General features: G+C 42.0%; 24 protein-coding genes. 16 read left to right on the top strand and 8 right to left on the bottom strand.

The window, feature by feature from the left end; translation table 11 throughout:
- Nucleotides 1–67: 67 nt before the first annotated feature.
- The 4 genes from PseudUWO311_RS19945 to PseudUWO311_RS19930 form a co-directional block, all read right to left on the bottom strand.
- Nucleotides 68–1,426 (bottom strand): sugar porter family MFS transporter, encoded by a 1,359-nt coding sequence (locus tag PseudUWO311_RS19945; RefSeq protein WP_223807653.1) that lies wholly within the window; start codon nt 1,424–1,426, stop codon nt 68–70.
- On the bottom strand, nt 1,423–2,142 hold the full coding sequence (queC, locus tag PseudUWO311_RS19940) for a 7-cyano-7-deazaguanine synthase QueC (RefSeq protein ID WP_142657018.1): 720 nt from the start codon (nt 2,140–2,142) through the stop codon (nt 1,423–1,425). Before queC ends, PseudUWO311_RS19945 begins: the two co-directional genes overlap by 4 nt.
- Before the next feature lie 166 nt (nt 2,143–2,308).
- Entirely contained in the window at nt 2,309–2,740 is a 432-nt protein-coding gene (queD, locus tag PseudUWO311_RS19935) for a 6-carboxytetrahydropterin synthase QueD (protein WP_142656984.1), read from the bottom strand.
- Complete coding sequence (locus PseudUWO311_RS19930; RefSeq protein WP_142656982.1) at nt 2,737–3,366, bottom strand: 7-carboxy-7-deazaguanine synthase QueE; 630 nt, start codon at nt 3,364–3,366, stop codon at nt 2,737–2,739. Before PseudUWO311_RS19930 ends, queD begins: the two co-directional genes overlap by 4 nt.
- 186 nt (nt 3,367–3,552) lie before the next feature.
- Between PseudUWO311_RS19930 and PseudUWO311_RS19925 the strand changes: the two genes are divergently transcribed.
- The 11 genes from PseudUWO311_RS19925 to PseudUWO311_RS19880 all read left to right on the top strand — a co-directional run bounded on the left by PseudUWO311_RS19925 (nt 3,553) and on the right by PseudUWO311_RS19880 (nt 14,305).
- Nucleotides 3,553–4,035, top strand: coding sequence for a CGLD27 family protein (locus PseudUWO311_RS19925; protein ID WP_142656979.1), 483 nt, complete (start codon nt 3,553–3,555; stop codon nt 4,033–4,035).
- A gap of 306 nt (nt 4,036–4,341) precedes the next feature.
- Nucleotides 4,342–4,698 (top strand): nuclear transport factor 2 family protein, encoded by a 357-nt coding sequence (locus tag PseudUWO311_RS19920; RefSeq protein WP_142656977.1) that lies wholly within the window; start codon nt 4,342–4,344, stop codon nt 4,696–4,698.
- On the top strand, nt 4,679–5,962 hold the full coding sequence (locus tag PseudUWO311_RS19915) for a bifunctional folylpolyglutamate synthase/dihydrofolate synthase (RefSeq protein ID WP_142656975.1): 1,284 nt from the start codon (nt 4,679–4,681) through the stop codon (nt 5,960–5,962). Before PseudUWO311_RS19920 ends, PseudUWO311_RS19915 begins: the two co-directional genes overlap by 20 nt.
- Nucleotides 5,963–6,771: 809 nt before the next feature.
- Nucleotides 6,772–8,157 (top strand): DNA phosphorothioation system restriction enzyme, encoded by a 1,386-nt coding sequence (locus PseudUWO311_RS19910; protein ID WP_142657017.1) that lies wholly within the window; start codon nt 6,772–6,774, stop codon nt 8,155–8,157.
- Nucleotides 8,158–8,223: 66 nt separating this feature from the next.
- Entirely contained in the window at nt 8,224–8,397 is a 174-nt protein-coding gene (locus PseudUWO311_RS24175; protein ID WP_181016079.1) for a hypothetical protein, read from the top strand.
- Nucleotides 8,394–10,469, top strand: a complete 2,076-nt coding sequence (locus PseudUWO311_RS19905; RefSeq protein WP_142656973.1) for an AAA family ATPase — start codon at nt 8,394–8,396, stop codon at nt 10,467–10,469. The genes PseudUWO311_RS24175 and PseudUWO311_RS19905 overlap by 4 nt, the downstream gene beginning before the upstream one ends.
- Nucleotides 10,462–11,121 carry a Uma2 family endonuclease gene (locus PseudUWO311_RS19900; protein ID WP_142656972.1) on the top strand — a complete coding sequence of 220 codons (660 nt, stop codon included), beginning with the start codon at nt 10,462–10,464 and terminating at the stop codon, nt 11,119–11,121. The genes PseudUWO311_RS19905 and PseudUWO311_RS19900 overlap by 8 nt, the downstream gene beginning before the upstream one ends.
- A 4-nt stretch (nt 11,122–11,125) precedes the next feature.
- A complete protein-coding gene (locus PseudUWO311_RS19895) occupies nt 11,126–12,154 on the top strand; it encodes a YhcG family protein (protein ID WP_142656970.1) in 1,029 nt (342 codons plus the stop codon).
- Between the two features lie 141 nt (nt 12,155–12,295).
- A complete protein-coding gene (locus tag PseudUWO311_RS19890) occupies nt 12,296–12,667 on the top strand; it encodes a nucleotidyltransferase family protein (RefSeq protein WP_142656968.1) in 372 nt (123 codons plus the stop codon).
- A 220-nt stretch (nt 12,668–12,887) separates the two neighbouring features.
- Nucleotides 12,888–13,346: a DNA phosphorothioation-associated protein 4 gene (locus tag PseudUWO311_RS19885; protein ID WP_142656966.1), complete on the top strand. Its 459-nt coding sequence runs from the start codon at nt 12,888–12,890 to the stop codon at nt 13,344–13,346.
- Entirely contained in the window at nt 13,343–14,305 is a 963-nt protein-coding gene (locus tag PseudUWO311_RS19880) for an HNH endonuclease (RefSeq protein ID WP_142656964.1), read from the top strand. Before PseudUWO311_RS19885 ends, PseudUWO311_RS19880 begins: the two co-directional genes overlap by 4 nt.
- A 4-nt stretch (nt 14,306–14,309) precedes the next feature.
- On the opposite strand, the gene PseudUWO311_RS19875 is transcribed toward PseudUWO311_RS19880, so the two are convergent.
- On the bottom strand, nt 14,310–14,531 hold the full coding sequence (locus tag PseudUWO311_RS19875) for a helix-turn-helix domain-containing protein (protein ID WP_055074264.1): 222 nt from the start codon (nt 14,529–14,531) through the stop codon (nt 14,310–14,312).
- Nucleotides 14,532–14,682: 151 nt separating this feature from the next.
- Here PseudUWO311_RS19875 and PseudUWO311_RS19870 point away from each other — a divergent pair, with 151 nt between their 5' ends.
- From PseudUWO311_RS19870 to dndE, 4 genes are all read left to right on the top strand, one after another.
- Entirely contained in the window at nt 14,683–14,892 is a 210-nt protein-coding gene (locus PseudUWO311_RS19870; protein ID WP_142656962.1) for a hypothetical protein, read from the top strand.
- The gene (dndC, locus tag PseudUWO311_RS19865) at nt 14,879–16,519 is read left to right on the top strand and encodes a DNA phosphorothioation system sulfurtransferase DndC (protein WP_190303584.1); all 1,641 of its coding nucleotides are present in this window, start codon (nt 14,879–14,881) and stop codon (nt 16,517–16,519) included. The genes PseudUWO311_RS19870 and dndC overlap by 14 nt, the downstream gene beginning before the upstream one ends.
- The gene (gene dndD, locus PseudUWO311_RS19860; protein WP_142656959.1) at nt 16,471–18,507 is read left to right on the top strand and encodes a DNA sulfur modification protein DndD; all 2,037 of its coding nucleotides are present in this window, start codon (nt 16,471–16,473) and stop codon (nt 18,505–18,507) included. The genes dndC and dndD overlap by 49 nt, the downstream gene beginning before the upstream one ends.
- A gap of 64 nt (nt 18,508–18,571) precedes the next feature.
- Entirely contained in the window at nt 18,572–18,964 is a 393-nt protein-coding gene (gene dndE / locus PseudUWO311_RS19855) for a DNA sulfur modification protein DndE (protein ID WP_142656958.1), read from the top strand.
- A 50-nt stretch (nt 18,965–19,014) separates the two neighbouring features.
- Here dndE and PseudUWO311_RS19850 read toward each other — a convergent pair whose 3' ends face one another.
- Entirely contained in the window at nt 19,015–19,662 is a 648-nt protein-coding gene (locus PseudUWO311_RS19850) for a hypothetical protein (RefSeq protein WP_142656957.1), read from the bottom strand.
- A gap of 75 nt (nt 19,663–19,737) precedes the next feature.
- Nucleotides 19,738–20,310 carry a Uma2 family endonuclease gene (locus tag PseudUWO311_RS19845; RefSeq protein ID WP_142656956.1) on the bottom strand — a complete coding sequence of 191 codons (573 nt, stop codon included), beginning with the start codon at nt 20,308–20,310 and terminating at the stop codon, nt 19,738–19,740.
- A gap of 76 nt (nt 20,311–20,386) precedes the next feature.
- On the opposite strand from PseudUWO311_RS19845, the gene PseudUWO311_RS19840 reads away from it, so the two are divergent.
- Nucleotides 20,387–22,465, top strand: coding sequence for a DNA phosphorothioation-associated putative methyltransferase (locus tag PseudUWO311_RS19840; RefSeq protein ID WP_142656955.1), 2,079 nt, complete (start codon nt 20,387–20,389; stop codon nt 22,463–22,465).
- A 117-nt stretch (nt 22,466–22,582) separates the two neighbouring features.
- Here PseudUWO311_RS19840 and PseudUWO311_RS19835 read toward each other — a convergent pair whose 3' ends face one another.
- Nucleotides 22,583–23,431 carry a 3'(2'),5'-bisphosphate nucleotidase CysQ gene (locus PseudUWO311_RS19835; protein ID WP_142656954.1) on the bottom strand — a complete coding sequence of 283 codons (849 nt, stop codon included), beginning with the start codon at nt 23,429–23,431 and terminating at the stop codon, nt 22,583–22,585.
- Between the last annotated feature and the right edge of the window lie 83 nt (nt 23,432–23,514).

Genomic DNA, 23,514 nt, shown 5'->3' with positions numbered 1-23,514 from the left:
GAAAATCCAAGATATTGAGTCGGGGATTGAAGAGGCGATCGCAAACTGCTGTAAGACCTAGCGTATTCTAACGGTATTTTCCCCAACTGACTTCAATCTCCTCCAGCGTCAGACCTTTTGTTTCTGGAACCAGAAAGAAGACTAGCACCCAAGTGCTCAGACCAATCAATCCATACAACCAAAAAATACCTGCTTTCCCAAACCATTGAATCAATGTTAAAAAACTAAGGGAAGTGATCAAACTGGCACTCCAGTTGGCAACAGTTGCTATACTCATCGCTTTGGCTCGGAGCTTCAATGGATAAATCTCGGCAATCAGCAACCAAAAAACAGATGCTAAACCAATGACGAACGAAGTAACGTAAACCATGAGACTTACAACTGTAAGCCATCCCAGCCCTGAATCTGGCGATTGGGGTAAGTAGAAAGCCAAACCTAAGATACCTAAACTCGCCACCATTCCCAATATTCCGCTTAGCAATAATGGTCGCCTTCCGACACGATCTACTAACCAAATCGCTAACATCGTTGACAAAAAATTAATTATCGCTATGCCAATAGTTGCCAGAATTGCGATCGCAGAAGAATGGAAACCCGACAATTGCAGAATAGTAGGAGCGTAGTAAATAATCGTATTAATACCAGTAAATTGCTGCAACATGGCTAAACTAATACCAATGAAGAGCGCAGGTCTGAGAGTTGGGTGTAGTAATTCACGCCAATTACCAGATCGTTGTTGTAAGACGGTTTGAATTTCTGACATTTCCTGATCTACATTGGTTGTGCCAGAAATTTGGATGATGACTTTACGCGCTTTATTTAGGTGATTATGGCTAATTAACCAGCGAGGGCTTTCGGGCATTCCTAAAATACCTATAATTAAAATACTTGCAGGAACGACTGAGAGGCCTAAAATCCAACGCCACGGCTCCACAGTCGAGCTGAGACCATAGCTAATTGGATAGGCAATCACCAGCCCCATTGAGAGGGCTAGTTGGTTTAGGAAAACTAAAGAACCTCTTTTATCAACGGGTGCTATTTCAGAAATGTAAAGTGGCGTGACAAAAGAGAGTGCTCCCAGTCCTATGCCAACGAGCACTCTGCCAACTAGTAACCAGAAAATCATCGGAGCCATAGCACTACATAATCCTCCAATCGAGAAGATGATGGAGAATAGTGACAGGGTATACCGTCGCCCCAAGTGATCGCTGAGAATTCCTCCTGCTACAGCACCCCCAATTGCACCTAGTGAGACAGCACTTACAAGTATGCCTTGCCACAAAGGAGAGAGCGCAAATTGGTCGCGAATAAATAAAATAGAACTAGATATGGCTCCAATGTCATATCCAAACAACAGACCACCCAGAGCAGAAATTACAGCAGCAATGTAGATAATGCGAAAATTCTTCTGATGGGGGATTATCATTTTTGCTCTTGACCAAGTTCAGCTTGACGAAACTTCCAAATTGGATCTTCAACTCCAGCTTGATCAAAGCCGCGATCGCGGATTAGACAAGCATGGCATTTACCGCAGCCGCCCTTGATTCCAGCATAACAAGTATGAGTTAATGCCATAATTTCCTCAAAGCGATCGCCTAATACATCAACCGCAAGATCAACGCTCTCGGCTTTGGTCAATTGCATCAAAGGAGTATGGATGATGAAGGAATCAGGATTGCCCCATATACCTTCTCCGATCGCCTTCGCCATGAAATCGATAAATACTTGACGACAATCATAGTAACCTGCAAAGTCAGCTTCACAGACCCCTATAAAAATATCTTTAATACCAAGTACGGCTGCCCGATTTCCTGCCAAGGTCAGAAACAGGATATTACGCGCTGGCACAAAAGTTGGTTCAACACCTCCAGGCAATTCTTCTGTAGAATCGTATTGCCCCAAAGGGGTATCTGACACCAGGGGAGATGTCCCTTTTAGAATGGGACCTAATTGAATAATTTCATGACTCGCAAGGTTAAGAGATTTGGCGATCGTGATCGCACTTTCCAGTTCAATCACATGGCGTTGTCCATAATCAAATGTAATTGCATGGACTTCATCAAACTGTTGACAAGCAATAGCAGCACAGGTTGTTGAATCCTGCCCTCCGCTAAGAACACATAATGCTTTAGACCGTGTCATCATAATCTCCTAATTTAAGAAAGAATTTCAACTCTAAAAGCTAAATCGGTTTATCCCAAAGTATAAAATGGCATAGCCATTTTATACTTATAAAACCCTTACTGGGTCTGATTTTTAATCCACCAAAGTGATGATCAGAGAGGAATGTATGTTTTAACCGCGAGAATCATCCCATATTAATGGCATGACTTTCCTTGACAAATTGAAAACTTGATCCAGGGGTTAGAGTATATACGCAGCTTGATGTGCAAGTTTCATCAATTCGGACAGCAAGTAATCCTGACAATCCCTGCTTCTCAAGTTTTTCAAAAATCCATCGTGCAATCTCTTCGCTAGTCGGGTTCTCTAAACCTGTAGTTTTGTTAAGGAAATAGTGATCCAAATAGTCATCCAGTAAAGGTTTTAGGAAATGCTTAATATCAGCATAGTCAATCAACATCCCCGCTTTAGGACCAGATTCATGCAACGCAGTTCCACTAACGTAAACTACTCCACGCCAGCTATGTCCATGCAATCGGGCACATTTGCCATCATGGTGAGGAAGTTCGTGGGCAGCTTCAAAGCGAAATTCTTTACCTAGAATCCATTCATTTGTCATGCTACACCTATGTATTTATGAGTTTGTAGAGAGAGTCTGTAATTTGGGTTTTGTTGAAGTAGCTCTAGAATGATAGAAATAGCGCGATCGCGAACATTCCATTCTGGCTGTAGGAATATAGGACAATCTTGCACTGTTAGTAAGTAGTCCTTGTAAAATTCCAATTCTTGCCCCGTACTAATTACAAATTTGATTTCGTTTGCACGCCTCCAAAATAGCTCTTTGACTGGGTAGGATGGACTAAGATGATGCTTAGGAGAAAGAGTAATCCAAGCTGATGATGGAATTTCTTGCCAGAATGCTCCAGAAGTTTCAATATTAACTTGTCGGTCTGCATCCAATAATGCTTGTACCAGTTGCGGTAACTGCTTATGGATAAACGGTTCTCCTCCGCTAATCACAACCCTAGGAGATCGTAATTCCTTGAGTAATTCTGCGAACGATTTCATCTCTCTGGGTGCGTTAAGACCTCCATCACTGTAGCCTGTGTCACACCAGCTACAACGAACTGGACATCCTGAAAGGCGAATAAAATCTACTAAAGCGCCTATCCAAAAACCTTCCCCCTGCACAGTGCTCTGAAAAGTTTCATGGATAGGGACTTGCAGCACCTCATATATTGACATTATTGGGACATTCCTGACAATGACCTGAATTAAATTAAGCACTAAATGAATATTTGACGATCAATATATAAGGTATATGTGCAAAAAGTCAAGTTTCTGGCTAACACCAATTTCCGAAAGTCTAGTCATAGCTCAAATTCATTGAAACGAGTTACACTGACAGAATATTTGATCATCTTATAACTCATGACCTGCCCAGTTCCGAAAGAGCAACAACCACTTAATGAATATGTCGAGCTTAAGGAAGCTTTCTTTTATCGCTGGGCAAAGCTAGCGCGATCGCAGTATTTGCGAGTGTTGTTGCTCATGTGGCTAGGTTTCACAGTTGTTTTTTTGCCAGTGGCGATGAGTATTGAGTCACCAAGCCGACATTTGTGGCAATTTATCTGTGTGGCGAGTATTGGCGGCTCTGTGGGGCTAATTTTGCCAGTGTTGCTATTGCTGTCAGGATGGAGTCATGTGAAGCAAAGGCTTGACAGTGCGAAGATTTTTTATGAAGAGTCAGGCTGGTATGACGGACAAACTTGGGAAAAGCCAGAAGCGGATTTAGTCAAGGATCGCTTGTTAGTAGCTTATGAGATTAAACCCGTATTAAGTAGATTGCAAAAGACACTTTTGGGAATCATCGGATTTCTAGCTCTTGGCTTTGGGGCTCTGAATATTCTTTAAAACCAGTTTTGGGAATCGCAGATGCTGAATTTCTTGTTGATAGCGAGGCAGGGCAACCACGGGGGATTGCCCCTACCTAAAAATTTAGAAATTAACGTAGGGGCTGCGCCCCCGTGCCAGCCCTAGACCTATGCTATGAGAGGAATTTATTGCCTTTTTTATGCCCAATAGGGTGAAGCTAATTTTGTAAAACAAGACTTAACATACGTTTACAAACAAACTAAGACTGATAGCAAAACTTCAATAAATCGTGCTTAGTTTCATTTAATGAAGTTTTGGTCTTGAGATTAACTGAGGTAAGGGAATATGACCGTTTTAGACCAATATTTTGAACTTTCCGATCGCGCTAATGATGACGAGAAAGCATTTAACGAATTGGTAGAGTTATTCGCTGAGCAAGCCGAAGTCCATCCATCGGGGGCAAAAAAAGTAGTTGGCAAAGATGAAATTGCACAACTATATCGCAAATTTTTTCAATCTTATTCTGGGATGCAACGTGTTTGGACGACCAGAAAGACCGAGAATGGACTAGAAGCTATTTGGGCGATCGCAGGTAAGCGTGATAGTGGTGAACTATTCGCGATGCAGGGCAGACATATTGCCGAAGTCGATGCCCAAGGCAAAATCTACGCCTTAGAAGTTCATGTATCCAAAGCTAGCTAATCCATCAATTGAAGAATATCTTGCCAGTTTTGATAAATTTGGCATTCACCTTGGTCTAGAGCGCATTCAACAACTGCTCGAAACTTTAGGAAATCCTCATCAACAAGTTCCCGTTATTCATGTCGCAGGCACAAATGGAAAAGGTTCTGTTTGTGCTTTTTTGTTGTCAATTTTACAAGCCGCAGGCTATCGCGTTGGGCGTTATACTTCTCCACATTTACTTGATTGGCGCGAACGAATTACGATTAACGGGAAATGGATTAGTAATGCAGATCTATTAGAGGCTTTGCATCAAGTTGATTCGGCGATCGCATCAGAGTTTCCACCAACGCAGTTTGAAGTTTTCACGGCAGCGATGTGGTGGTATTTTGCTCAACAAAAATCACAGCAAAATCTGGATATTGCGATTATTGAAACAGGTTTAGGCGGTAGATTAGACGCGACTAACGTATGCGATCGCCCTTTAGTTAGTGCAATCACCTCAATTGGACTAGATCATTGTCAGCAATTGGGAAATACCTTAGGTGCGATCGCATCAGAAAAAGCAGGAATCATCAAACCTAAATGTTCCGTAGTTATTGCCGATAATCATCCTGAAGCGATCAAGGCTTTACAAACAAAATCAACAGCATGTGATGCACCCATAACTTGGGTCAATGCATCTACTCGCACAGCAACAGGCGCTGTATGGCAGGGCTTTGCATATCCTTTGCCGTTACTGGGAAATCATCAGTTAATTAATTCGGCGATCGCGATCTCTGTAGTGCAATCGTTGAGAACACAAGGTTGGCAAATTAGCGATGATGCGATCCGAACAGGAATGGCGAATACAGAATGGGCAGGTCGATTGCAATGGATAGAATTTAACTTAAATGGAAAATCCCGCAAAATCTTAATTGATGGAGCGCATAATGTCGCTGCGGCCGAATGTCTTAGACAATTTGTAGATGAATCTTTTCCAAATCAACGTAAGCTTTGGGTAATGGGAATTCTCAATACGAAGGATCAATCTGGAATTCTCCAAGCCCTTCTGCATCCCGATGATTTACTGTATCCAGTGCCTGTTCCTAATCCCGCAACAACATCACCTCAGGATTTAGCCAAGATGGCGACGGCAATTCTCAAGGCTGAGCCTCATGGTTATGATCATTTAGATTTAGCGCTAGAGGCGGCTTTTGATGATATGCGATCGCATGATATTGTGATCCTCTGCGGCTCATTATATTTAGTTGGTGAGTTTCTTGGTCATTTTAAAATTGTCTAGATCCTGCCCAGCCGCCCTTGGGAAGTGGGATTGAGGGCGATCTCTTTTTGGTTTAACAATTAGGAGAGGCAAAAGTGCTGAACGATCTAAATCTTCAAAGTGAATATCGCAGCGATACCTGCGATTTAGTACAAGATTTTTACATTCCTTGTTTAGAGAACTCTATTCTCTATAGTCGAGCAGTGGGATTTTTTTCTAGCACCTCAATGGCAACAGTCGCCAAGGGGCTAATGTCATTACTTCGTTCGGGCGGTAAGATGCGCTTGATTGCTTCACCATGTTTGTCAGAGCAGGATGCTGAAGCAATCGCACTGGGGCTCAAACAGCGAGATGAGGTTATTACACAAAGTTTATTAAAGGAATTAGATCAAGAGTTTGAAGAGGTTGTCAAAGATCGTTTAGCCTGTCTTGCGTGGCTTTTGAGTAAAAATATTTTAGAGATTAAACTCGCTATTCGTAAGGATATTCGCAATCAGAGAGGCATCTATCATGAGAAGTTAGGAATTTTCTCTGATGAAGCGGATAATCTTGTAGCCTTTACAGGATCGGCAAATGAAAGCTCTAGTGCTTTGATGGATAATTTTGAGTGTATTGATGTTTTTTGCTCTTGGGAGGAAGGTATAAGGGAAAGAGCTTTAAGCAAGGCTGAGAACTTTAGACGGTTATGGGAAAATCGCACCCCATTGCTTGATATTCTTGACTTTCCTGAAGCCGCCAAGCGATCGCTGTTGCGTTTACAGCCTGATCAATTTCCTGTTGATGGAATCATGAAAAGAAATTCTGTCATGTCAGAAGCAAGCAAAGAATATATGCCTATTGTTATTCATCAAGATAATGGATTACCGATATTGCCTTCTAATTTAGAACTGCGGGATTATCAAAAAGAGGCGCTCGCTAATTGGTTTAAAAATAATGGGCGCGGTACGTTAAAAATGGCGACGGGTAGCGGTAAGACGATTACGGCGCTAGCGATCGCGACGGAGCTTTATCAAAAGATTGGGTTGCAGGTTTTACTGATTGTTTGTCCTTATCGACATCTGGTAATTCAATGGTCAAGGGAATGTCAAAAATTTGGGTTAGAACCAATCTTGGCTTTTGAAAGTGTTCATAATTGGCAAGATCGGCTGTCTACGCAACTTTATAACGTGAGATCGGGTAATCAAAAATTTTTGACCATTATTACCACCAATGCAACGCTGATCGGTCAGGGATTACAGTCGCAGTTGCGTTATTTCCCTGAGAAAACTTTGATCGTGGGTGATGAGGCTCATAACTTAGGGTCAAGGCGTTTGGTTGAGAGCTTACCGCGTAATGTTGGGCTGAGACTAGCGCTGTCAGCAACTCCAGAACGATATTTTGACGACCAAGGAACGGAGGCTATATTTGATTATTTTGGATCGGTGATCCAGCCAGAATTTATGCTAGCGGATGCAATTAGGGCAGGAGCCTTGGTGCATTATCTTTACTATCCGATTTTGGTAGAACTGACAGAATCCGAGACTGAGAAATATGCTGATTTAACGAAAAAGATTGGTAGGGCGATCGCTTTTGATGGAGATCGTGATGATAACGAGGTAGTAGCGGCTTTATTGATGCAAAGGGCTAGGCTATTGGGTTCGGCGGCGAATAAGTTGGTGGCTTTGCGAGAACTGATGCAGCAACGTTTGGATACATCACATACATTGATTTATTGTGGTGACGGCTCGGTTGAGGATCAAGTTACTGAAGAAAGTACGAGGCAGTTGGATGCGGTGGCACAGTTGCTGGGATCTGAATTGGGATATCGGGTTAATACATATACTGCTGAGACATCTTTAGAAGACCGCGAGAATTTACGACTTTTATTTGAATCTGGTGAATTACAGGGACTGGTGGCGATTCGCTGCTTAGATGAAGGTGTGGATATTCCCGCAATTCAAACGGCGATTATGTTGGCAAGTAGTAGCAATCCGCGTCAATTTATTCAGCGTCGAGGGAGGATTTTGCGGGCACACCCTCATAAAAAACGCGCAACTTTGTTTGACATGATTGTGTTACCGCCTGATTTAGGGAGAAAGACAATTGACGTTGAACGCAATCTACTCAAAAAGGAATTGCAGCGCTTTGTCGAGTTTGCGAATTTAGCAGATAACGGCGGCGAAGCTAGACTAAAGTTATTGGATTTACAACAACGCTATGGGTTGATGGATTTATAAGCAAGAAAAAGTCGGGGATCTGAGAGATTTTTGAGATAAAATCGATAAACGTATGAGTATTTGGAAATGAGTAAAGTTCAAAGTCTAAGTAGTCTCCATGAGCCAATTGAAAAAGCTCCACCTGAAGTTCAACAAATTATTCGTAATGTCTTAAAGATCGAAAAAGATCGGCTCGACAAAAATGAATTGGGGCGGATTAATGAGGATATTCTCAAAATTGTTAAGGAAGCTGTGCAATGAAGCTAATCTCGATCAAGCTGTTTAATTTTCGCTGTTTTTATCAACAAACGCCTGAGATCGTATTGGCAAGACTGGACGATCGCAATATTACGATCATGCATGGCAACAATGGCACGGGTAAAACCTCGCTGCTCAATGCTTTTACATGGGTGTTATACGAAAAATTCACCTCAGCCTTTGGCGACTCTGAGCAGCTCGTCAATCGTCAGGCGATCGCGGAATCACAATTAAATCAGCCTGTAGAATGCTGGGCTGAAGTTTTATTTGAGCATGATGCTAAGCGCTATCGGGTGCGGCGGTTAACCCGCGCCTATCAGCTTGCCAATAATGGCGAGAAAAACATTCAATACAACAAAAGTGAGTTGTTTTTGCAAGTGGCGGGGGATGATGGACGTTGGGTGACTCAAAATCATCCTGAAGCTGTAATTAATGGCATTTTACCTAAGAGCTTGCATCAGTACTTCTTTTTTGATGGTGAGCGAATTGAGCAGATTGTGCGATCGGACAATCGCTATGAGATTGCTGAAGCAACCAAAAAGCTTTTGGGTGTGCAGGTTTTGGACAATGCGATTAAACATCTTAAAGAAGCTAGAAAGTCCCTTGAGGATGAACTCAAAAGTATTGGCGATGCTCAAACTAAAACCCTGATTTCGCAAAAGCAGAATCTAGAGAGTAATAGCACTGAATTTGAAGTAAGAATCAAGGAAATCGAACAGGAACTAGAAGCACAAAACCAACTAAAGATATCTTGCAATCAACGATTGACAGAATTGGGTGGTATTGATGAAATCCAAAAGCGACGTGAGGCTCTTGAACAACAAGAACGGGAAAACCGCAGTAATTTACGAGGTTTAAAGAACCAACTAAAGACAGATATTTCTACCAAGGGCTATAGTGTGTTCCTGTCTGGGGCGATCGCTGATTTTCGCGGGTTAGTTGAGGGTTTGCATGAACGCGGCGAACTACCTGCGGATATTAAACAGACCTTTGTGATTGATCTATTAGAACGGCGCAAATGCATCTGTGGTGCAGCATTACATGATGGTTCTCCTAACTATGAACAGGTCAAGTCTTGGCTAGAGAAAGCTGGGTTAGCGGATGTGGAAACTGCGACTCTGAAACTGGAAGGTTTTGTCGATGAAGTAGAGAAACAGGCTACAGATCTTTGGCAGAGTATTGATACTAAGCAAGCAAGTATCAGTAATGTAAAAAATACTCTTTCTCGTCTTGAGTTAGAGTTAGAAGCAATTAGCGACCAGTTACGCAAGAGTCCTATTGAGGATGTTCGGAACATGAAAGCTCGCCTTGATGAGATCGATCGCAAGGTTGAGGACTTAACTTTAGAGAAGGGTAAGAAGCTCCAGAAATGGACTGATTATCAAGGGCAAATTGAAAATCTTCAGAAGCAAATTAAGAGCAGTAAGCAAAATGAAGGTAAGCAAAAGCTTGCCCAAAAACGCATTGATGCTGCCCAACAGGCGATCGATCTCCTGAGTGAGTTAAAAACTAACCGTAATGAGCTATTTCGTAAGCAATTGGAAACTCGGATCTGTGAAATCTTTAGCCAGATCTCGTTCAAAGCGCAAACGCCAAGACTAAGTGAAAAGTATGAATTGAGCTTAGTAGAAACTGTAGCTGGTCAAGAAGTTCAGTCGGGTGCATCGACAGGAGAGAATCAGATCCTCAGTTTGTCTTTTATCGGTAGCATCATCGATCGCGTGAGGGAATGGAGCAAGTCTGGTTTGGTGATGGGGCCTGACAGTAGTACTTTTCCGATGGTTATGGATTCACCTTTTGGGAGTCTAGACGAAATTTACCGTCGGCAGGTGGCAAGATTGATTCCCCAGTTGGCAAATCAGCTTGTGGTGATGGTTTCTAAAACGCAGTGGCGGGTGGAAGTTGCCGAGGAAATGACTCCTCGCGTGGGTAAGGAATATGTGTTTGTATTCAACTCCAATAAACCTGATACGCAAACCGATGACATAGTTCTCTATGGCAAGAGCTATCCATTGGTGCGAAAAAGTGCCTATGATTATGAATATACCGAAGTCTTGGAGGTGAATCATGGTTAATACAGTTACTACGGCTCCTAAAGTAGAGCTTGATTGCGATCGCTGGATTAAGGCAAGTTGGGATGAGTTTATTACTCTTTCTGACGACCCTACTCACGCGGAAAAGGCTAGGTTTTATTATGATCACGACACAATGAGGATTGAGATGGCGGCTTTGGGACCTTTGCATGGACGCAATAATTCGGTTGTTTATGATGTGATTAGTCTATTTGCGATCGCTAGAAATATTCGTATTCTCAAGCTGACAAATACTAGTTTTCGGAAAACAGGTACTCAAGAATGTCAGCCTGATTGCTCTTTTTATATTGGCGATCGCTTTCTATTAACACCTCAAAATAATAGTTCTATTGATCTCGATCAATTTGAGGTTCCACATTTGGTGGTAGAAATTGCTACGACATCCCTTAATGATGACTTGGGGCGCAAGCGGATTTTGTATGAGCAGTTGGGAGTAAAGGAATATTGGGTAGTGAATGGCGGAGATTCACAGGTTTATGCTTTTGAAATGTCAGGAGGACGCAGTGGCACAATTAAAGAGTCACAGGTTTTAGAGGGTTTAAGTATTGCCATAGTTGAAGAAGCGCTTAAACGAAGTCTGACAGAAGATGATAGCGCGATCGCGCGATGGCTATTACAGACTTTTAATGGGTAGGGGTATGACGGGCGATTCTGTAAGTTTATCTGACACCTATACTGAGTTATTAATTGCGTTAAAGCAACGGATTCGGGCTGCTCAATATGAGGCTTTGAGGGCGGTTAATCGGGAGCTAGTGATGCTTTATTGGGATCTTGGCAAGATGATTGTGACTCGTCAGCAGGGGGAAACTTGGGGGAAGTCGGTCGTGGAGAAGCTGTCTAAAGATTTGCAAGCTGAGTTTCAAGGTGTAAGTGGGTTTTCTACGGCTAACCTTTGGCGAATGAGGCTTTTTTACCATACTTATGGTGACAATGAAAAACTCGCGCCAATGGTGCGAGAAATTGGATGGTCGCATAATTTAGTAATTATGGAGAGATGTAAAGATGATTTGGAGCGGGAGTTTTATTTGCGGATGACGCGCAAGTTTGGCTGGACAAAAAATGTGTTGATTCACCAAATCGAGAATCAAACCTATGAAAAGACTTTGCTGAATCAGACAAATTTTGATGTGACTCTATCGGAGGATATTCGCGACCGCGCAAAGTTAGCGATTAAGGACGAATACACCTTTGATTTTCTAGAATTGGGTGATGAACATAGTGAGAGGCAGCTTGAGGCGGCGATTTTAGCTCAGGTTGAGCCATTTTTGCGAGAGATGGGTGGGATGTTTGCGTTTGTGGGTAGTCAGTATCGGTTAGAGGTGGGAGACGATGAGTATTTTATCGATTTGCTGCTGTATCATCGGCATTTGCGCTGTTTGGTAGCGGTTGAGTTGAAGATTGGGAAGTTTAAGCCTGAGTATGTGGGTAAGATGCAGTTTTATTTGGCGGTGTTGGATGATAAGGTGCGGATGGTGGATGAAAGGCAATCGATGGGAATTATTCTCTGTAAGTCGAAGGAGCAGACGATTGTGGAATATGCCTTGAAGGATGCGAGTAAGCCTATTGGGGTGGCAACTTATCGGTTATCAACGCTGCCGAAGGAGTTGAGGGATCATTTGCCTGCGCCTGAGCAGGTGGCGATGTTGTTAAATGGTATTGAGGAGTAGAGCGATCACTTTTAGTTTTGCTACTTTTCATCAGTGCGATCGCTTGTTACTGAGAAATGAAATTTGCTGTAAAATGATATGCAAGTTAGATGTCTATTCATGGATGCAGTATAAGCTCCAAATTTTTTGAAATTATCAACTATGTCAAAAACTGCTCTTGAACTAACGCTCCATGAACGCAAAGCATATTGCCCAGCCAGAAATCTGGATAGCTTACAGGATGAGGCTAGATGGACTGAGGCATGGAAAATTGTTCACAAGATAGCAAGCTTATTACGCGATCGCTATAGGACAAAGCAAATAATTGTTTTTGGCTCATTAACAAATAAGGAGCGTTTTACAAGGTACTCAGATATTGATTTGGCGATTAGTGGATTAACTTTTAAACAGTTTTATCAAGCTGTGGATGATATAGAACTTCTTGCCCGTGATTTTAAGGTTGATCTAGTGAATCTTGATCGCTGTCGTCAATCCGTCGCGGAACGTATTAATAGAGAGGGTTTAGCAATTTGAAAAGTTCTCTAATAGATATCTCTGAGCAAATTAGGAATGATTTGGTTGAAATAGAAATGCTTGTGGAGAGAGCGATCGCTTGTTGATGATGGCTGGTTTGATGGTAATGAATCGATCGCTTGTGTGTAAGATGTTTTTAGATTGGGTATTGAGGAATAAGTAAGAATGGCTGAAGCAAAGGTAAAGATCGCGAATGATAAGGCGGAGTTGGGGGCAAATAATGAGCTTTCGTAGAGTTTATATTGCTGAAGACAAAGCTGAATTAGTACGTTCTTTAAGATCTGCCGAAAACCCCACTGCGCCATTTCAGACCTATGCTGACGTGATGACTTTTGCGGCTGTCCTTGGGGCTAAGCGAGGAAAAAAGCTTCCTCTTGGTAAAACATCAAGAAAAGAACCCGATCCAATTCCTCAAGATCAGTTTTTAGCTAGAGGCTATGAACCTGTAATTAATTTAATTGCGATCGCCCATACAAAAGATCCTAAAAGTCTTGCCCTTGATGAAGAATCTGGAAATATCCGAGTTCAGATCTTTGAAGAGTACGCTAATGGAGGGCTTGAAGTTTTACAGAACACTTTACAAGGAAGTGTGGATTATACAGATGCAATTTTGTTGATGCTGTTAGCTGAAAAAGATCAAGAATCTTTAGAAGATTTCGATCTGAGTAGATTTCTATGAGCAAAGATTTACTGTACTATTCCAAAAAGTTTGCGAAGTTGCGTGTAGACCGTGTGCGGGGAATTGCACCTCATAAACCAATATTGCTTTTATCTGCGATCGCGCTAATCCAACAGGGAATAATCAGACAAAATCGAATATTTTTATCACCTGAATTAATCGCCACATTTCTCAAATACTGGAGTTTTTTGGGTTCAGAATCCCATCGTTCAGATATTGCTCAGCCCTTCTTTCATCTTCAAAGTGAAGGCTTTTGGCATCTAAAAGCAAAGGCTGGATTTGAACCTGTAATTAACTCCAAAGTAAAAATCAAAACCTTGAATGGGTTGAGAGATTCGGTGCAATATGCTTACTTTGATGATGAACTTTTTGAGTTAATTCAGAATCTATCATCAAGAAATAGTTTGATTGATATTCTTGTAAATACTTGGTTTTCTGATAAATCATCACAAATTGAACAACTTTTTCAAATCAATTCCTTTCAAGAATTTCAAGATCGCTTACGAGAAAGAGGTGGTGCTGTCTATTCAGTTGATGAAGTAGAAGATGAATCTAAATTAATTGTGCGCGATGCGGCATTCCGTAGAATAGTTGTTTCTGCCTATGAATATCGATGTGCATTTTGTGAGTTACAGGTTCTTAATTCTCTAAACCAACATATCGTTGATGGAGCGCATATCAAGCCGTTCTCACAATTCCGAGACGATCGCTTTGATAATGGGCTTTCTCTTTGCAAAAATCATCATTGGGCTTTTGATCGTGGTTGGTTTACCGTTGATGATGACTATCGAATAGTTGTCTCTAATGATCTTAGGGAAGAATCGCCTCACGCACAGATAATGCGAGATTTTCACGGTCAGAATATCGTTTTGCCAGCACAACAGAGCTATTTGCCAAGAATTGAAGCTTTGCGATGGCATCAAGAAAATGTTTTAATCAAGGTGAGCAACTCTTTTTAGAGTACTAATCGCTCATATACAGATTCTTAAATTCTTTTGCTGCGTTGGGATTAATTTTTTCTAGCGCTGCCACAATCCGTAAAACCGTTTCAGAGTTAGGATCTCTAACTTCATTGATCCAACGATAAATATTTGAACGACCAACGCCTAAAGCATTAGCCAGATTTGTTTGGCTAATACTGTATTTTTCAAGAACTTGTCCGAGTGTTTTACCTGCTTTACCCATACCTTTGATCGTGTCAGAGGATGTATAGCCTGTAAAGAAATGTGTCCAAATGGACTACAAGAGTGTATAATTTTGTAGTCCATTTGGATTCGTGCGATCAATTTGTAGACTAAGTGGACTACATAACTTTTACTATTTAATTTCTAACGTCATGAGCTACCAAGAAATGCTTCACCCTTGGGCGATCGCTCGTCCTCTCCCCAATAATATTCAAAGCGTAATCGTAGGAAGATTTCGCCGCAGAGTAGATGCGGAAGAACATTTGAAGTTTCTACGTCAGCGTATTCCTGCGGTTAAATTTTTTATTGTTTTTGACTGCCAAATCGATCAGTTGTCGTTGCCTCAAAATAACAGCAGGTAACAGTACATTGCTGCGAAATATTTCTGAGTTAATAGAAGACATCAAAGCCCTCATAACTGATATCCAGCAGTTGTATTACCATGATGAAATCCCTTGGATTATTGGCTATTCAGGCGGCAAAGACTCCACTGCCACCCTGCAACTCGTTTGGCAAGCCCTCCAACAACTACCAAGCGATCGCCGCACCAAACAAATTCACGTCATCACCACCGACACCCGCGTTGAAAACCCCATTGTCGCTGCATGGGTCAAGCGATCGATCGCCAATATGCAAGCCGCCGCCACTGAGCAAGGCTTACCAATTTCTGCAAACTTACTAGTCCCCGATGTCAAAGACACCTTCTGGGTCAACCTCATTGGCAAAGGCTACCCCGCACCCCGCAACGGCTTTAGATGGTGTACCGAACGCCTCAAAATCAAACCATCCAACCAATTTGTCCAAAACGTAGTCAGGGCAAAAGGTGAAGTAATCATCGTCCTTGGCACACGCAAAGCCGAAAGCTCTAGGCGATCGCGATCGATGAGCGATCACGAAATGGGCAGCATTGGCGATCGCATTGGCGATCGCATTGGCGACAACAGCCTCACATCCCTACTTTATAGCGGCAGCCTACCCAACTCCTTAATCTATAGCCCCATTGCCGACTGGAGTAATAGCGAAGTATGGCTATATCTCATGCAATATCCCAACCCTTGGGGCAATAGCAATCAAGACCTCTTTACCATGTATCGTGGCGCAACTGCCGACAATGAATGTCCTCTGGTAATCGACAGCAATACGCCTAGCTGTGGTGACTCCCGCTTTGGTTGCTGGGTATGCACCCTCGTCAACAAAGACAAATCTATGGAAGCGATGATTCTCAATGATGACGAAAAAGAATGGATGCAGCCCATGCTAGATTTGCGAAATGCCCTCGATAGCCCTGATGACTGGGACAAACGTGACTTTCGCCGTATGAGTGGCAACGTACAGCTATTTACCCACAACAGCGACGGCAAACAAGAAGTCAAACCGATCCCTGGTCCTTACACAAAAAAATGGCGCGAACATTGGCTGAGGGAATTACTCAAAGCACAAACCGAAGCACGTAAAAATGCACCTCCTGAAATGCAAGAGATCGAGCTAATCACTCAAGCTGAACTCAGTGAAATTCGACGCATTTGGCGTGAAGACAAACATGAATTTGATGATGCACTGCCCCATATTTATCTCGATGTAACAGGCGAAAAATTCCAAGATATTAACAATCCCAACAATCAAAGCTTGCTAGGAGCCGATGAATGGGAAATCCTAGCTCGGCTGTGTGGTGACAATGCCATGCACCTTGAACTCACTACCAAACTGCTCAGCGTCGAAAAGCAACATTATGGCAAAATGCGCCGCGTCGGTATCTATGAAGCCCTCGAAAAATGCTTTGAGACCAGTTCGCGATCGCCAGAAGAAGCAATTCAAAATGCCCATAGGGTCAAAAATATAAAAGATGCAGCGGAGGAAGGAGATGCTAATAAAGTTCGTCAACTTGCGCTAGGGCAACCAGTCAAACCAGCCGAATCAGAGTCTCCCCAAAAAGCTAATAGTTGGGCATCCATGAAATTTGGCACACCAGTCGAAGAGGTACAGTCTTGATTTTCCGAGAATTAACTCTGCAAAATTTTGGTGCTTACCAAGGAAAGCACACGATCGATCTTTCTGTCGATATCAGTCAAGACCATCCACCAATTGTTCTGCTCGGTGGCTTAAATGGTGGTGGTAAAACGACCTTTATCGATGCCCTTCGCCTTGCCCTGTATGGCGCAAAAGCCCAATGCTCCACAAGAGGAAACTTAAACTATGGCGAATTTCTCTCTCAAAGCGTCAATCGCGAAGCCAAAATCGGCGAAGAAGCTGCGATCGAATTGGTCTTTGAACAAGCCAGCTTCAATAAATCCGAACTGCGCCAAGTTCCGATCTCGATCTCCCGTCGTTGGACACAGCAACCAAAAAATGGGCGCGATATCTTAGAAGTCCGCGTTGATGGCTGGAATAACGAAACCCTGACCAACACATGGGATGAATTTATCGAAGAGATCATGCCAATTGGTATTTCAGGTTTATTTCTATTTGACGGGGAACAAGTCCGAGAACTTGCGCTGCAAGACACTCCCACACAGGGCATTGTCGATGCTATTCGCACAATTCTCGGACTAGAACTAGTCGATCGCTTAGAAATTGATTTAGAAGTCTTAGCCAGCAAAAAACGGCGTGAATCATCTGACACTGAAGCTTTTAATAAACTTACAGAGATTGAAACTCTAATTGCTCAACAATCCACCGAGATTGAATTAGAAGAAACACATAAAACTCAACTGGAAGCCGACCTCGAACAAGCTAAAGCCACTTTTGCAGAAGCTGAACGTGAATTTATGCGTAAAGGAGGGAAAGCCGCAGGAGATAAGCAAGAGCTAGAACAAAGCTATCAAAGACTCAAAGAAGAAGCCGATCAGCAAAGAAAAGAATTGCTAGATTTAGCAGAGACTTGTTTACCTCTGATGCTAATTCAATCACCCCTCTTAGAACAAGCGCTTTCCCAAAGTCAAAAAGAGCTCCATCTGCAAAAAGCTAAAGCTGCTCTAGATCTGATCAAAGAACGCGATCGCAAGTTGTCAGAATTTATAGACCAGAACTTCCCTAAAAAATACAATCGCCTAGTCCAAGAGTTTTTGGAAAATGAACTCGCTCAACTCGAAGATGAATCGCAGCATGGAGAAATATGGCTTGGTAGCGATCTCGATCTAGTGAATGCACTCTCAAATCTTTTAGAGCATGATTTACCTAAAACCGTCGCTTTAGCTAGTACCGCAGCGCAAAAATTAGAATCTTGCGATCGCGAAAGCTCTCAAATCCAAAATGTGATTGCCTCTGCGGCAAGTCCAGAAATATATCAACAACTCTTACAGAAAAAAGAAGAAGCTGCATCAGTTTGTGAGTCCTTAGCAAATGAGCTAGACGACTCTCAGCGTAACTTAGCTCTACTCGAACGCAAGTTAATCTCTAGTAAAAGAGAACTAGAAAACTATGGAACAACCATAGTCGCAAGAGGCAATCTAGAATTTTTCTTTCAGTCTGTTGTTAAAGTGCAATCAACAATGGATTCATTTAGAAAAGAACTCACCGCCCATAAAATCGCTCAACTAGAAAACAGTGTCACTGAATGTTTTCTCCATCTTCTACACAAATCTCGTCTTGTACACCGCATAACAATCGCTCCTGAAACCTTTCGTCTAGAGCTATATAATGCTGAAGGCAAGTCAATCCCAAAACATCGCCTTTCCGCAGGAGAAAAACAGATGCTAGCGATCGCTTTCCTATGGGGATTAGCCCGTGTCTCAGGTTGTCAGTTACCTGTCGTGATTGATACCCCTCTCGGTCGTTTGGACTCATCCCACCGCCTCAACCTTCTAGATCGATATTTCCCCAACGCCAGTCAGCAAGTCATCCTACTCTCAACCGATACTGAAATCGGCAAAGAAGAAGTAACTCGCCTACGCCAAAATCAACTAATCGCCCATGAATATATCCTAGATTACGACGAATCAATTAATCGTACCTCCGTGCGTTCAGGATACTTCTGGTAACCAATCACCAATCACCAATCACCAATCACCAATCACCAATCACCAATCACCAATCATCTAACATATGGAACCCCCTATTGACCGCATCCGTATCTCCCAAAATGCCAGAGAGCAACTACTCAAACTCAAACGGGCTACCCATATCGAGAATTGGAATGTTCTCTGTCGATGGGCGCTATGTAAATCTCTAGCTGAACCAACTCCTCCATCAATTATTAATATTGTCACTGATAGCAATGTGGAAATGACTTGGCAAGTCTTTGCTGGCAACTTATCAGACATTCTCATAGTTGCTCTAAAACAACGCTGTCACAACGATGGACTTGACACAGACAAAGAAACCCTTGCTACACAGTTTCGTTTACATCTCAATCGTGGCATTGGCTACTTATCAGGCGATCCAAATCTTAAAAAGATTGAGAACTTAATTCTTCTTGCTAGCCACGTTGAAGATTAGCACTTTATCAGGCTGCAAAAAATTGATGCTATGTCAATAGACATCTCAACCTACACAAAAGCTAGCTTTTTTGATAGATTGTCAATACTAGAATTACACTTTTGCATGTATTCTAGCCATGCATCAAAACCCCACTGACAGACAGCATCATTATTGGTCTTTAAATATTCTATCCATTCAGGATGTAATGAAATTGTTTCATTTTGATCGTTAATGGAGTATAAAGGCTTTTGGTCTTGAAAGCGATCGCGTGATAATGCGGCAATATTTTGATTTGTCTCACCACTTTTAACTCCCTTGAGTTCCATTTCAAAAAATGGTCTAATCAGACGATAAGGAGCAAATTTTTTCAACTCTTTAGTAGTACTTAACATTTTAGAAGAGATCGCCTTTCGTAGCTCTTCTCCTGACAGATTGCCCCCAACCTCAGTAAAAACATCAAATCTGCCAGCGATCATATCCTTATTGCCAAACGATAACCGATGGGGATGATATGCCTGCCAAGCAATGACCAACATTTCAACCATAAGATCCTGTAGTGCAATAGGAGCGCGATCGAAGTTTCTTTGCTTCAGAATATTCAACAACGCCAAGAAAAATAAATATTTGTAAGAGTTCGCTGTATGCGTAAATAGCTTTGAAAATGCTTCAATATTTAGCTGTTCTGACTTTGGTAATGCATTAGCGCCTTGACTCATTAACGATCTCCACTCAGTTTGTTGTTAAAACACGTTGCAACAAGAATACATCGCACAGGTCAACAGCGATCGCTATCACTTATATCTCTCCTGAAAAGCTAACACCGCATCTAATTGAGACTCCATCAGCAAACATTGCTCCAAATGAGAAATATCCAAATCAGGCAAACAGCCACTTGCTTCAACCTGTGCATATTCTTCATCCTGTAAGCAATAAATTTTAATCTTGCCGTCTTGCCAAAACCAAACCTCAGGAATATTTCTTAATTGATACTTTCTTAGCTTTTTGACGCTACCGCTAGTCACCACAACCTCAATACATAAATCCGTAACTTTAGGATCACTACCAAAAGCAAAAGACAGATCAGATTGAAACTCTAACTTAGTAGCAATAGATTGGGTATAAGCTCCCGTTGAGGTAAACCGCATCCGTTTAATCACAAAATATTGTCCTAACAACAACCCCAACAAAGCCGTGATCATTTCATGCAATAGCCCAATACCCACAATTTCTACCACTCCCTCACAATAATTTAATCGCACCCCACCAATCTCTTCAAAAGCAGATTGCAGAGCCTTGAATTGTTCCCATGTCACAGCCTGCTTGACGAGATATTGATCAGCCGTTTTAGTTAAAGTTAGAGTCATGGCTTTACCTTGGCAATTACTTGGGTAATGAGGTGTTACTAGTATAATCTAAACATTCAATAAAGCTCTTGTCGCAATGATTACAGAGTATAGTCACAACCAAGTCATTGCCCTCTGCCAACAAAGCAAAGTTGGCAAAAAGTTACCCACTGCCCTCTATGTTCATATATCAGCGATCGCCTCTTTATCTCCACAATTACAAGAATGTGATCGCCAAGCCAGATCACTTCTTCCCAAAGAAAGCAAATTCACCATCATCAAATTCAACTACGAACAACCCAAAATCTCCTATTTGTTCTATCCAGACTTTGATACTGACCCACATCCTGCATTGCATCACAGTATTCAAGTTGACCTCCAGACCCAAACTACTCAACAACGCGATTATCATCAATCTCCCAATCCGCCAATCCTGCATCGCAAAGAAACCTTTGTAAATCAAGACTATCCGCTTTATCAGATGTTTGCTCAACTAACCAAACAAGAAGAAGCGATCAGCTTATTTCATGAGACCCGTACCATCGGCACTCGCAAAGTGTGGGAACAACGTCTACAGGAATACAATATTGAACTTAAAGATCATCAAGTTATCTTGCCCCCCTCTCCTTCTGAGAGAGGGGCTGGGGGTGAGGGAAATATCAAAATCGATCGTCATAAAGCTGCAATTCATCGTCCTGACCTATCCAAACCAGTACGCCTCGCCCTAGAAGCAGGACTATTTACAGAAAATACAACCTTCTTTGACTATGGCTGTGGTCATGGTGAGGATATCAAGAGAATTAGCGATCGTGGCTTTGCCAGTAATGGTTGGGATCCATACTATCGAACACAAAGCGATCGCACCAGTGCCGAAATCGTCAACCTCGGCTATATCATCAACGTCATCGAATCACAGATCGAAAGAAGAGAAGCACTAATCAAAGCATGGGAATTAACACAAAAAGTATTGATAGTATCAGCGCAAGTATTAATTGGTGATGTGGGTAAAGGACAAATCGCTTATAGTGACGGTGTGGTGAGTAGCCGTAACACATTTCAGAAATACTACGAACAAGAAGAACTCAAACTCTATATCGATCAAGTATTAGGCGTAGATTCAGTCCCTGTAGCTCTCGGCATTTATTTTGTGTTTCGCGATGAAATGCAAGCCCAAAGCTTTAGAGCATCAAGGTTTCGGTCAAGAGCCACCACACCCAGAATCCGACTTGTCTCCAAACGCTTTGAAGACTATCGCGAATTACTTACTCCCCTCATGGATTTCTTCACAGAGCGAGGCAGATTACCCGTCGGCGAAGAACTGTCAAACTTTGAGCCGTTACTAACAGAATTTGGAACGGTACGCCGCGCCTTTAACTTGATTGTCAGTGCCACAAATCAAGATGAGTGGGATGCGATTTCAGATAAGCGCCGCCAAGATATTCTTGTATTTCTTGCACTCAGCAATTTTGATAATCCAGACAAAAGGCTTAAACTTAGTCAGCTTTCGCCACTATATCAAACCGATATCAAAGTTCTATTTGGGTCATACCAAGGGGCAAGTACTACTTCTGCTTTGATGTTATTTAATTTAGGAAAATCTGGATTCATCAAAACCTGTTGCCAAAACAGTAAGATTGGAAGATTAGATAGTAAAGCGCTCTATGTGCATGTCTCGGCACTTGACAATTTGGATATTATGTTGAGACTATACGAAGGATGTGTCAGTCGTACAATTGGCCGAATGGATGGTGCAACCTTGGTCAAGTTCCATTTGCATAAGCCCAAAATAACCTATCTATTTTATCCAGACTTTGATACAGATCCACACCCCAAGTTACAGACATCAATACAAATTGATTTGCGAGATTTACAAGTTCGCTATCACGATCGCTGTAGCTCGACCAACCCACCGATCTTACATCGCAAAGAAGCCTACTTGATGCCTAGCTATCCGCAGTACGAGAAGTTTACTAAGCTCACCCAACAGGAGGAAAGTTGGGCATTACTAGACAATATTAATGAAACTTGTCATCTGCAAGATTGGCAACAGATTCTCGATCAGAATTATGTCGAACTTCAAGGACATAGATTAGTCTGGCGTAAAGATGCCGATCCTAATGCAATTAAGTTACTGAAAGCTAAGAGAAAAATAAAATCCCATACAAATAGTTCATAAACTACTCTTAGAACTTATACCAATTCACAAAAGTGTTAAACACTTTTGTGAATAAAAAAACAAACCCAGCAAGGGGTTTAAAAACACAAAATGGCACAGCCATTTTGTGTTTTGGCATTAAATATCGTGAAATTCTTTGGCGATCGCAACAAGATATTCATCGATAAATTTTGACCAGCCAATTACGATTAATTGATTGTGAGTTAGCTTTTCAGAATTAATATCATCGTATCCAAATCCAATTTCGCGACCTTCGAGATCGCAACAAATTAACCCTGCCGCCTTCGCGATCGCTAGTGGACCGACCGTATCCCAGAGCTTAACGCGGCGATTGAGATAAATATAGGCACTTGCCCGACCTTGGACAACTTCCATTACCTTTAAGCCAAAACTACCGAGACTATAAAACTCGACATTGGGAACAGCAGTCCGAATTGCATCGCCATAGGCGAGATCATCTTTTTTGCTTACAATTATGCGATCGCGACTTGCACCAATTGGTTCATGAGGATATAAAACCTCAGGGACATTTCCATTCGTAGCGATAAATAAGCCATTGATTGCAGTTCCGCCAAAATATAAGCGATCGCTTTTTGGAGCATATACCCAGCCAAGAACTGGCTGAAATGCCTCTAAAGCACCGACCATAACTGAGTAGAACTCCCGACCATGAATAAAGTCATCAGTGCCATCAATGGGATCGATAAACCAGAATTTCTGGTTAACTTTTGATTTTTGTTGCCAGAGTTCTAGCGATCGCGTATTTTCTTCGCTAATTATTCCATCATTAGGAAACCATGCCTGAAACCTTTGACTTAAGAGGTGATCAAGTTCGCGATCAACATTTGTCACATAATCATCAAAACCTTTTTCATCAACTTGAAAACCCAAATCTCTCAAATGAATTGCCTTTTGACCGATTTCACGAATAAACTGGCAAATTTCTGTTTGTAATGCAGGATTCATAATAACTAAAAAGAATAAATAGAACTGAATTAACTTTTAGCTAGTAATCTATAAGGATTGGCGGCGCGAAGCGCCGCCAATCC

It is taken from the genome of Pseudanabaena sp. UWO311, assembly GCF_006937785.1.
In the GTDB taxonomy this organism is placed as follows: domain Bacteria; phylum Cyanobacteriota; class Cyanobacteriia; order Pseudanabaenales; family Pseudanabaenaceae; genus Pseudanabaena.
The sequence above is the reverse complement of the archived record's forward strand: the minus strand, read 5'-3'. Positions and strand labels throughout refer to the sequence as shown.

Coding starts and splice junctions, on each gene's coding strand:
- PseudUWO311_RS19915 (WP_142656975.1), top strand. CDS start 4,679: ATGTATCCAAAGCTAGCTAATCCATCAATTGAAGAATATCTTGCCAGT.
- PseudUWO311_RS19840 (WP_142656955.1), top strand. CDS start 20,387: ATGATTACAGAGTATAGTCACAACCAAGTCATTGCCCTCTGCCAACAA.
- PseudUWO311_RS19850 (WP_142656957.1), bottom strand. CDS start 19,662: ATGAGTCAAGGCGCTAATGCATTACCAAAGTCAGAACAGCTAAATATT.
- PseudUWO311_RS19905 (WP_142656973.1), top strand. CDS start 8,394: ATGAAGCTAATCTCGATCAAGCTGTTTAATTTTCGCTGTTTTTATCAA.
- PseudUWO311_RS19885 (WP_142656966.1), top strand. CDS start 12,888: ATGAGCTTTCGTAGAGTTTATATTGCTGAAGACAAAGCTGAATTAGTA.
- PseudUWO311_RS19870 (WP_142656962.1), top strand. CDS start 14,683: ATGAGCTACCAAGAAATGCTTCACCCTTGGGCGATCGCTCGTCCTCTC.
- queD (WP_142656984.1), bottom strand. CDS start 2,740: ATGACAAATGAATGGATTCTAGGTAAAGAATTTCGCTTTGAAGCTGCC.
- PseudUWO311_RS19930 (WP_142656982.1), bottom strand. CDS start 3,366: ATGTCAATATATGAGGTGCTGCAAGTCCCTATCCATGAAACTTTTCAG.
- PseudUWO311_RS19920 (WP_142656977.1), top strand. CDS start 4,342: ATGACCGTTTTAGACCAATATTTTGAACTTTCCGATCGCGCTAATGAT.
- PseudUWO311_RS19890 (WP_142656968.1), top strand. CDS start 12,296: ATGTCAAAAACTGCTCTTGAACTAACGCTCCATGAACGCAAAGCATAT.
- PseudUWO311_RS19895 (WP_142656970.1), top strand. CDS start 11,126: ATGACGGGCGATTCTGTAAGTTTATCTGACACCTATACTGAGTTATTA.
- PseudUWO311_RS19925 (WP_142656979.1), top strand. CDS start 3,553: ATGACCTGCCCAGTTCCGAAAGAGCAACAACCACTTAATGAATATGTC.
- PseudUWO311_RS19945 (WP_223807653.1), bottom strand. CDS start 1,426: ATGATAATCCCCCATCAGAAGAATTTTCGCATTATCTACATTGCTGCT.
- PseudUWO311_RS19910 (WP_142657017.1), top strand. CDS start 6,772: ATGCCTATTGTTATTCATCAAGATAATGGATTACCGATATTGCCTTCT.
- PseudUWO311_RS19900 (WP_142656972.1), top strand. CDS start 10,462: ATGGTTAATACAGTTACTACGGCTCCTAAAGTAGAGCTTGATTGCGAT.
- PseudUWO311_RS19880 (WP_142656964.1), top strand. CDS start 13,343: ATGAGCAAAGATTTACTGTACTATTCCAAAAAGTTTGCGAAGTTGCGT.
- queC (WP_142657018.1), bottom strand. CDS start 2,142: ATGACACGGTCTAAAGCATTATGTGTTCTTAGCGGAGGGCAGGATTCA.
- PseudUWO311_RS24175 (WP_181016079.1), top strand. CDS start 8,224: ATGAGTAAAGTTCAAAGTCTAAGTAGTCTCCATGAGCCAATTGAAAAA.
- PseudUWO311_RS19845 (WP_142656956.1), bottom strand. CDS start 20,310: ATGACTCTAACTTTAACTAAAACGGCTGATCAATATCTCGTCAAGCAG.
- PseudUWO311_RS19875 (WP_055074264.1), bottom strand. CDS start 14,531: ATGGGTAAAGCAGGTAAAACACTCGGACAAGTTCTTGAAAAATACAGT.
- dndE (WP_142656958.1), top strand. CDS start 18,572: ATGGAACCCCCTATTGACCGCATCCGTATCTCCCAAAATGCCAGAGAG.
- PseudUWO311_RS19835 (WP_142656954.1), bottom strand. CDS start 23,431: ATGAATCCTGCATTACAAACAGAAATTTGCCAGTTTATTCGTGAAATC.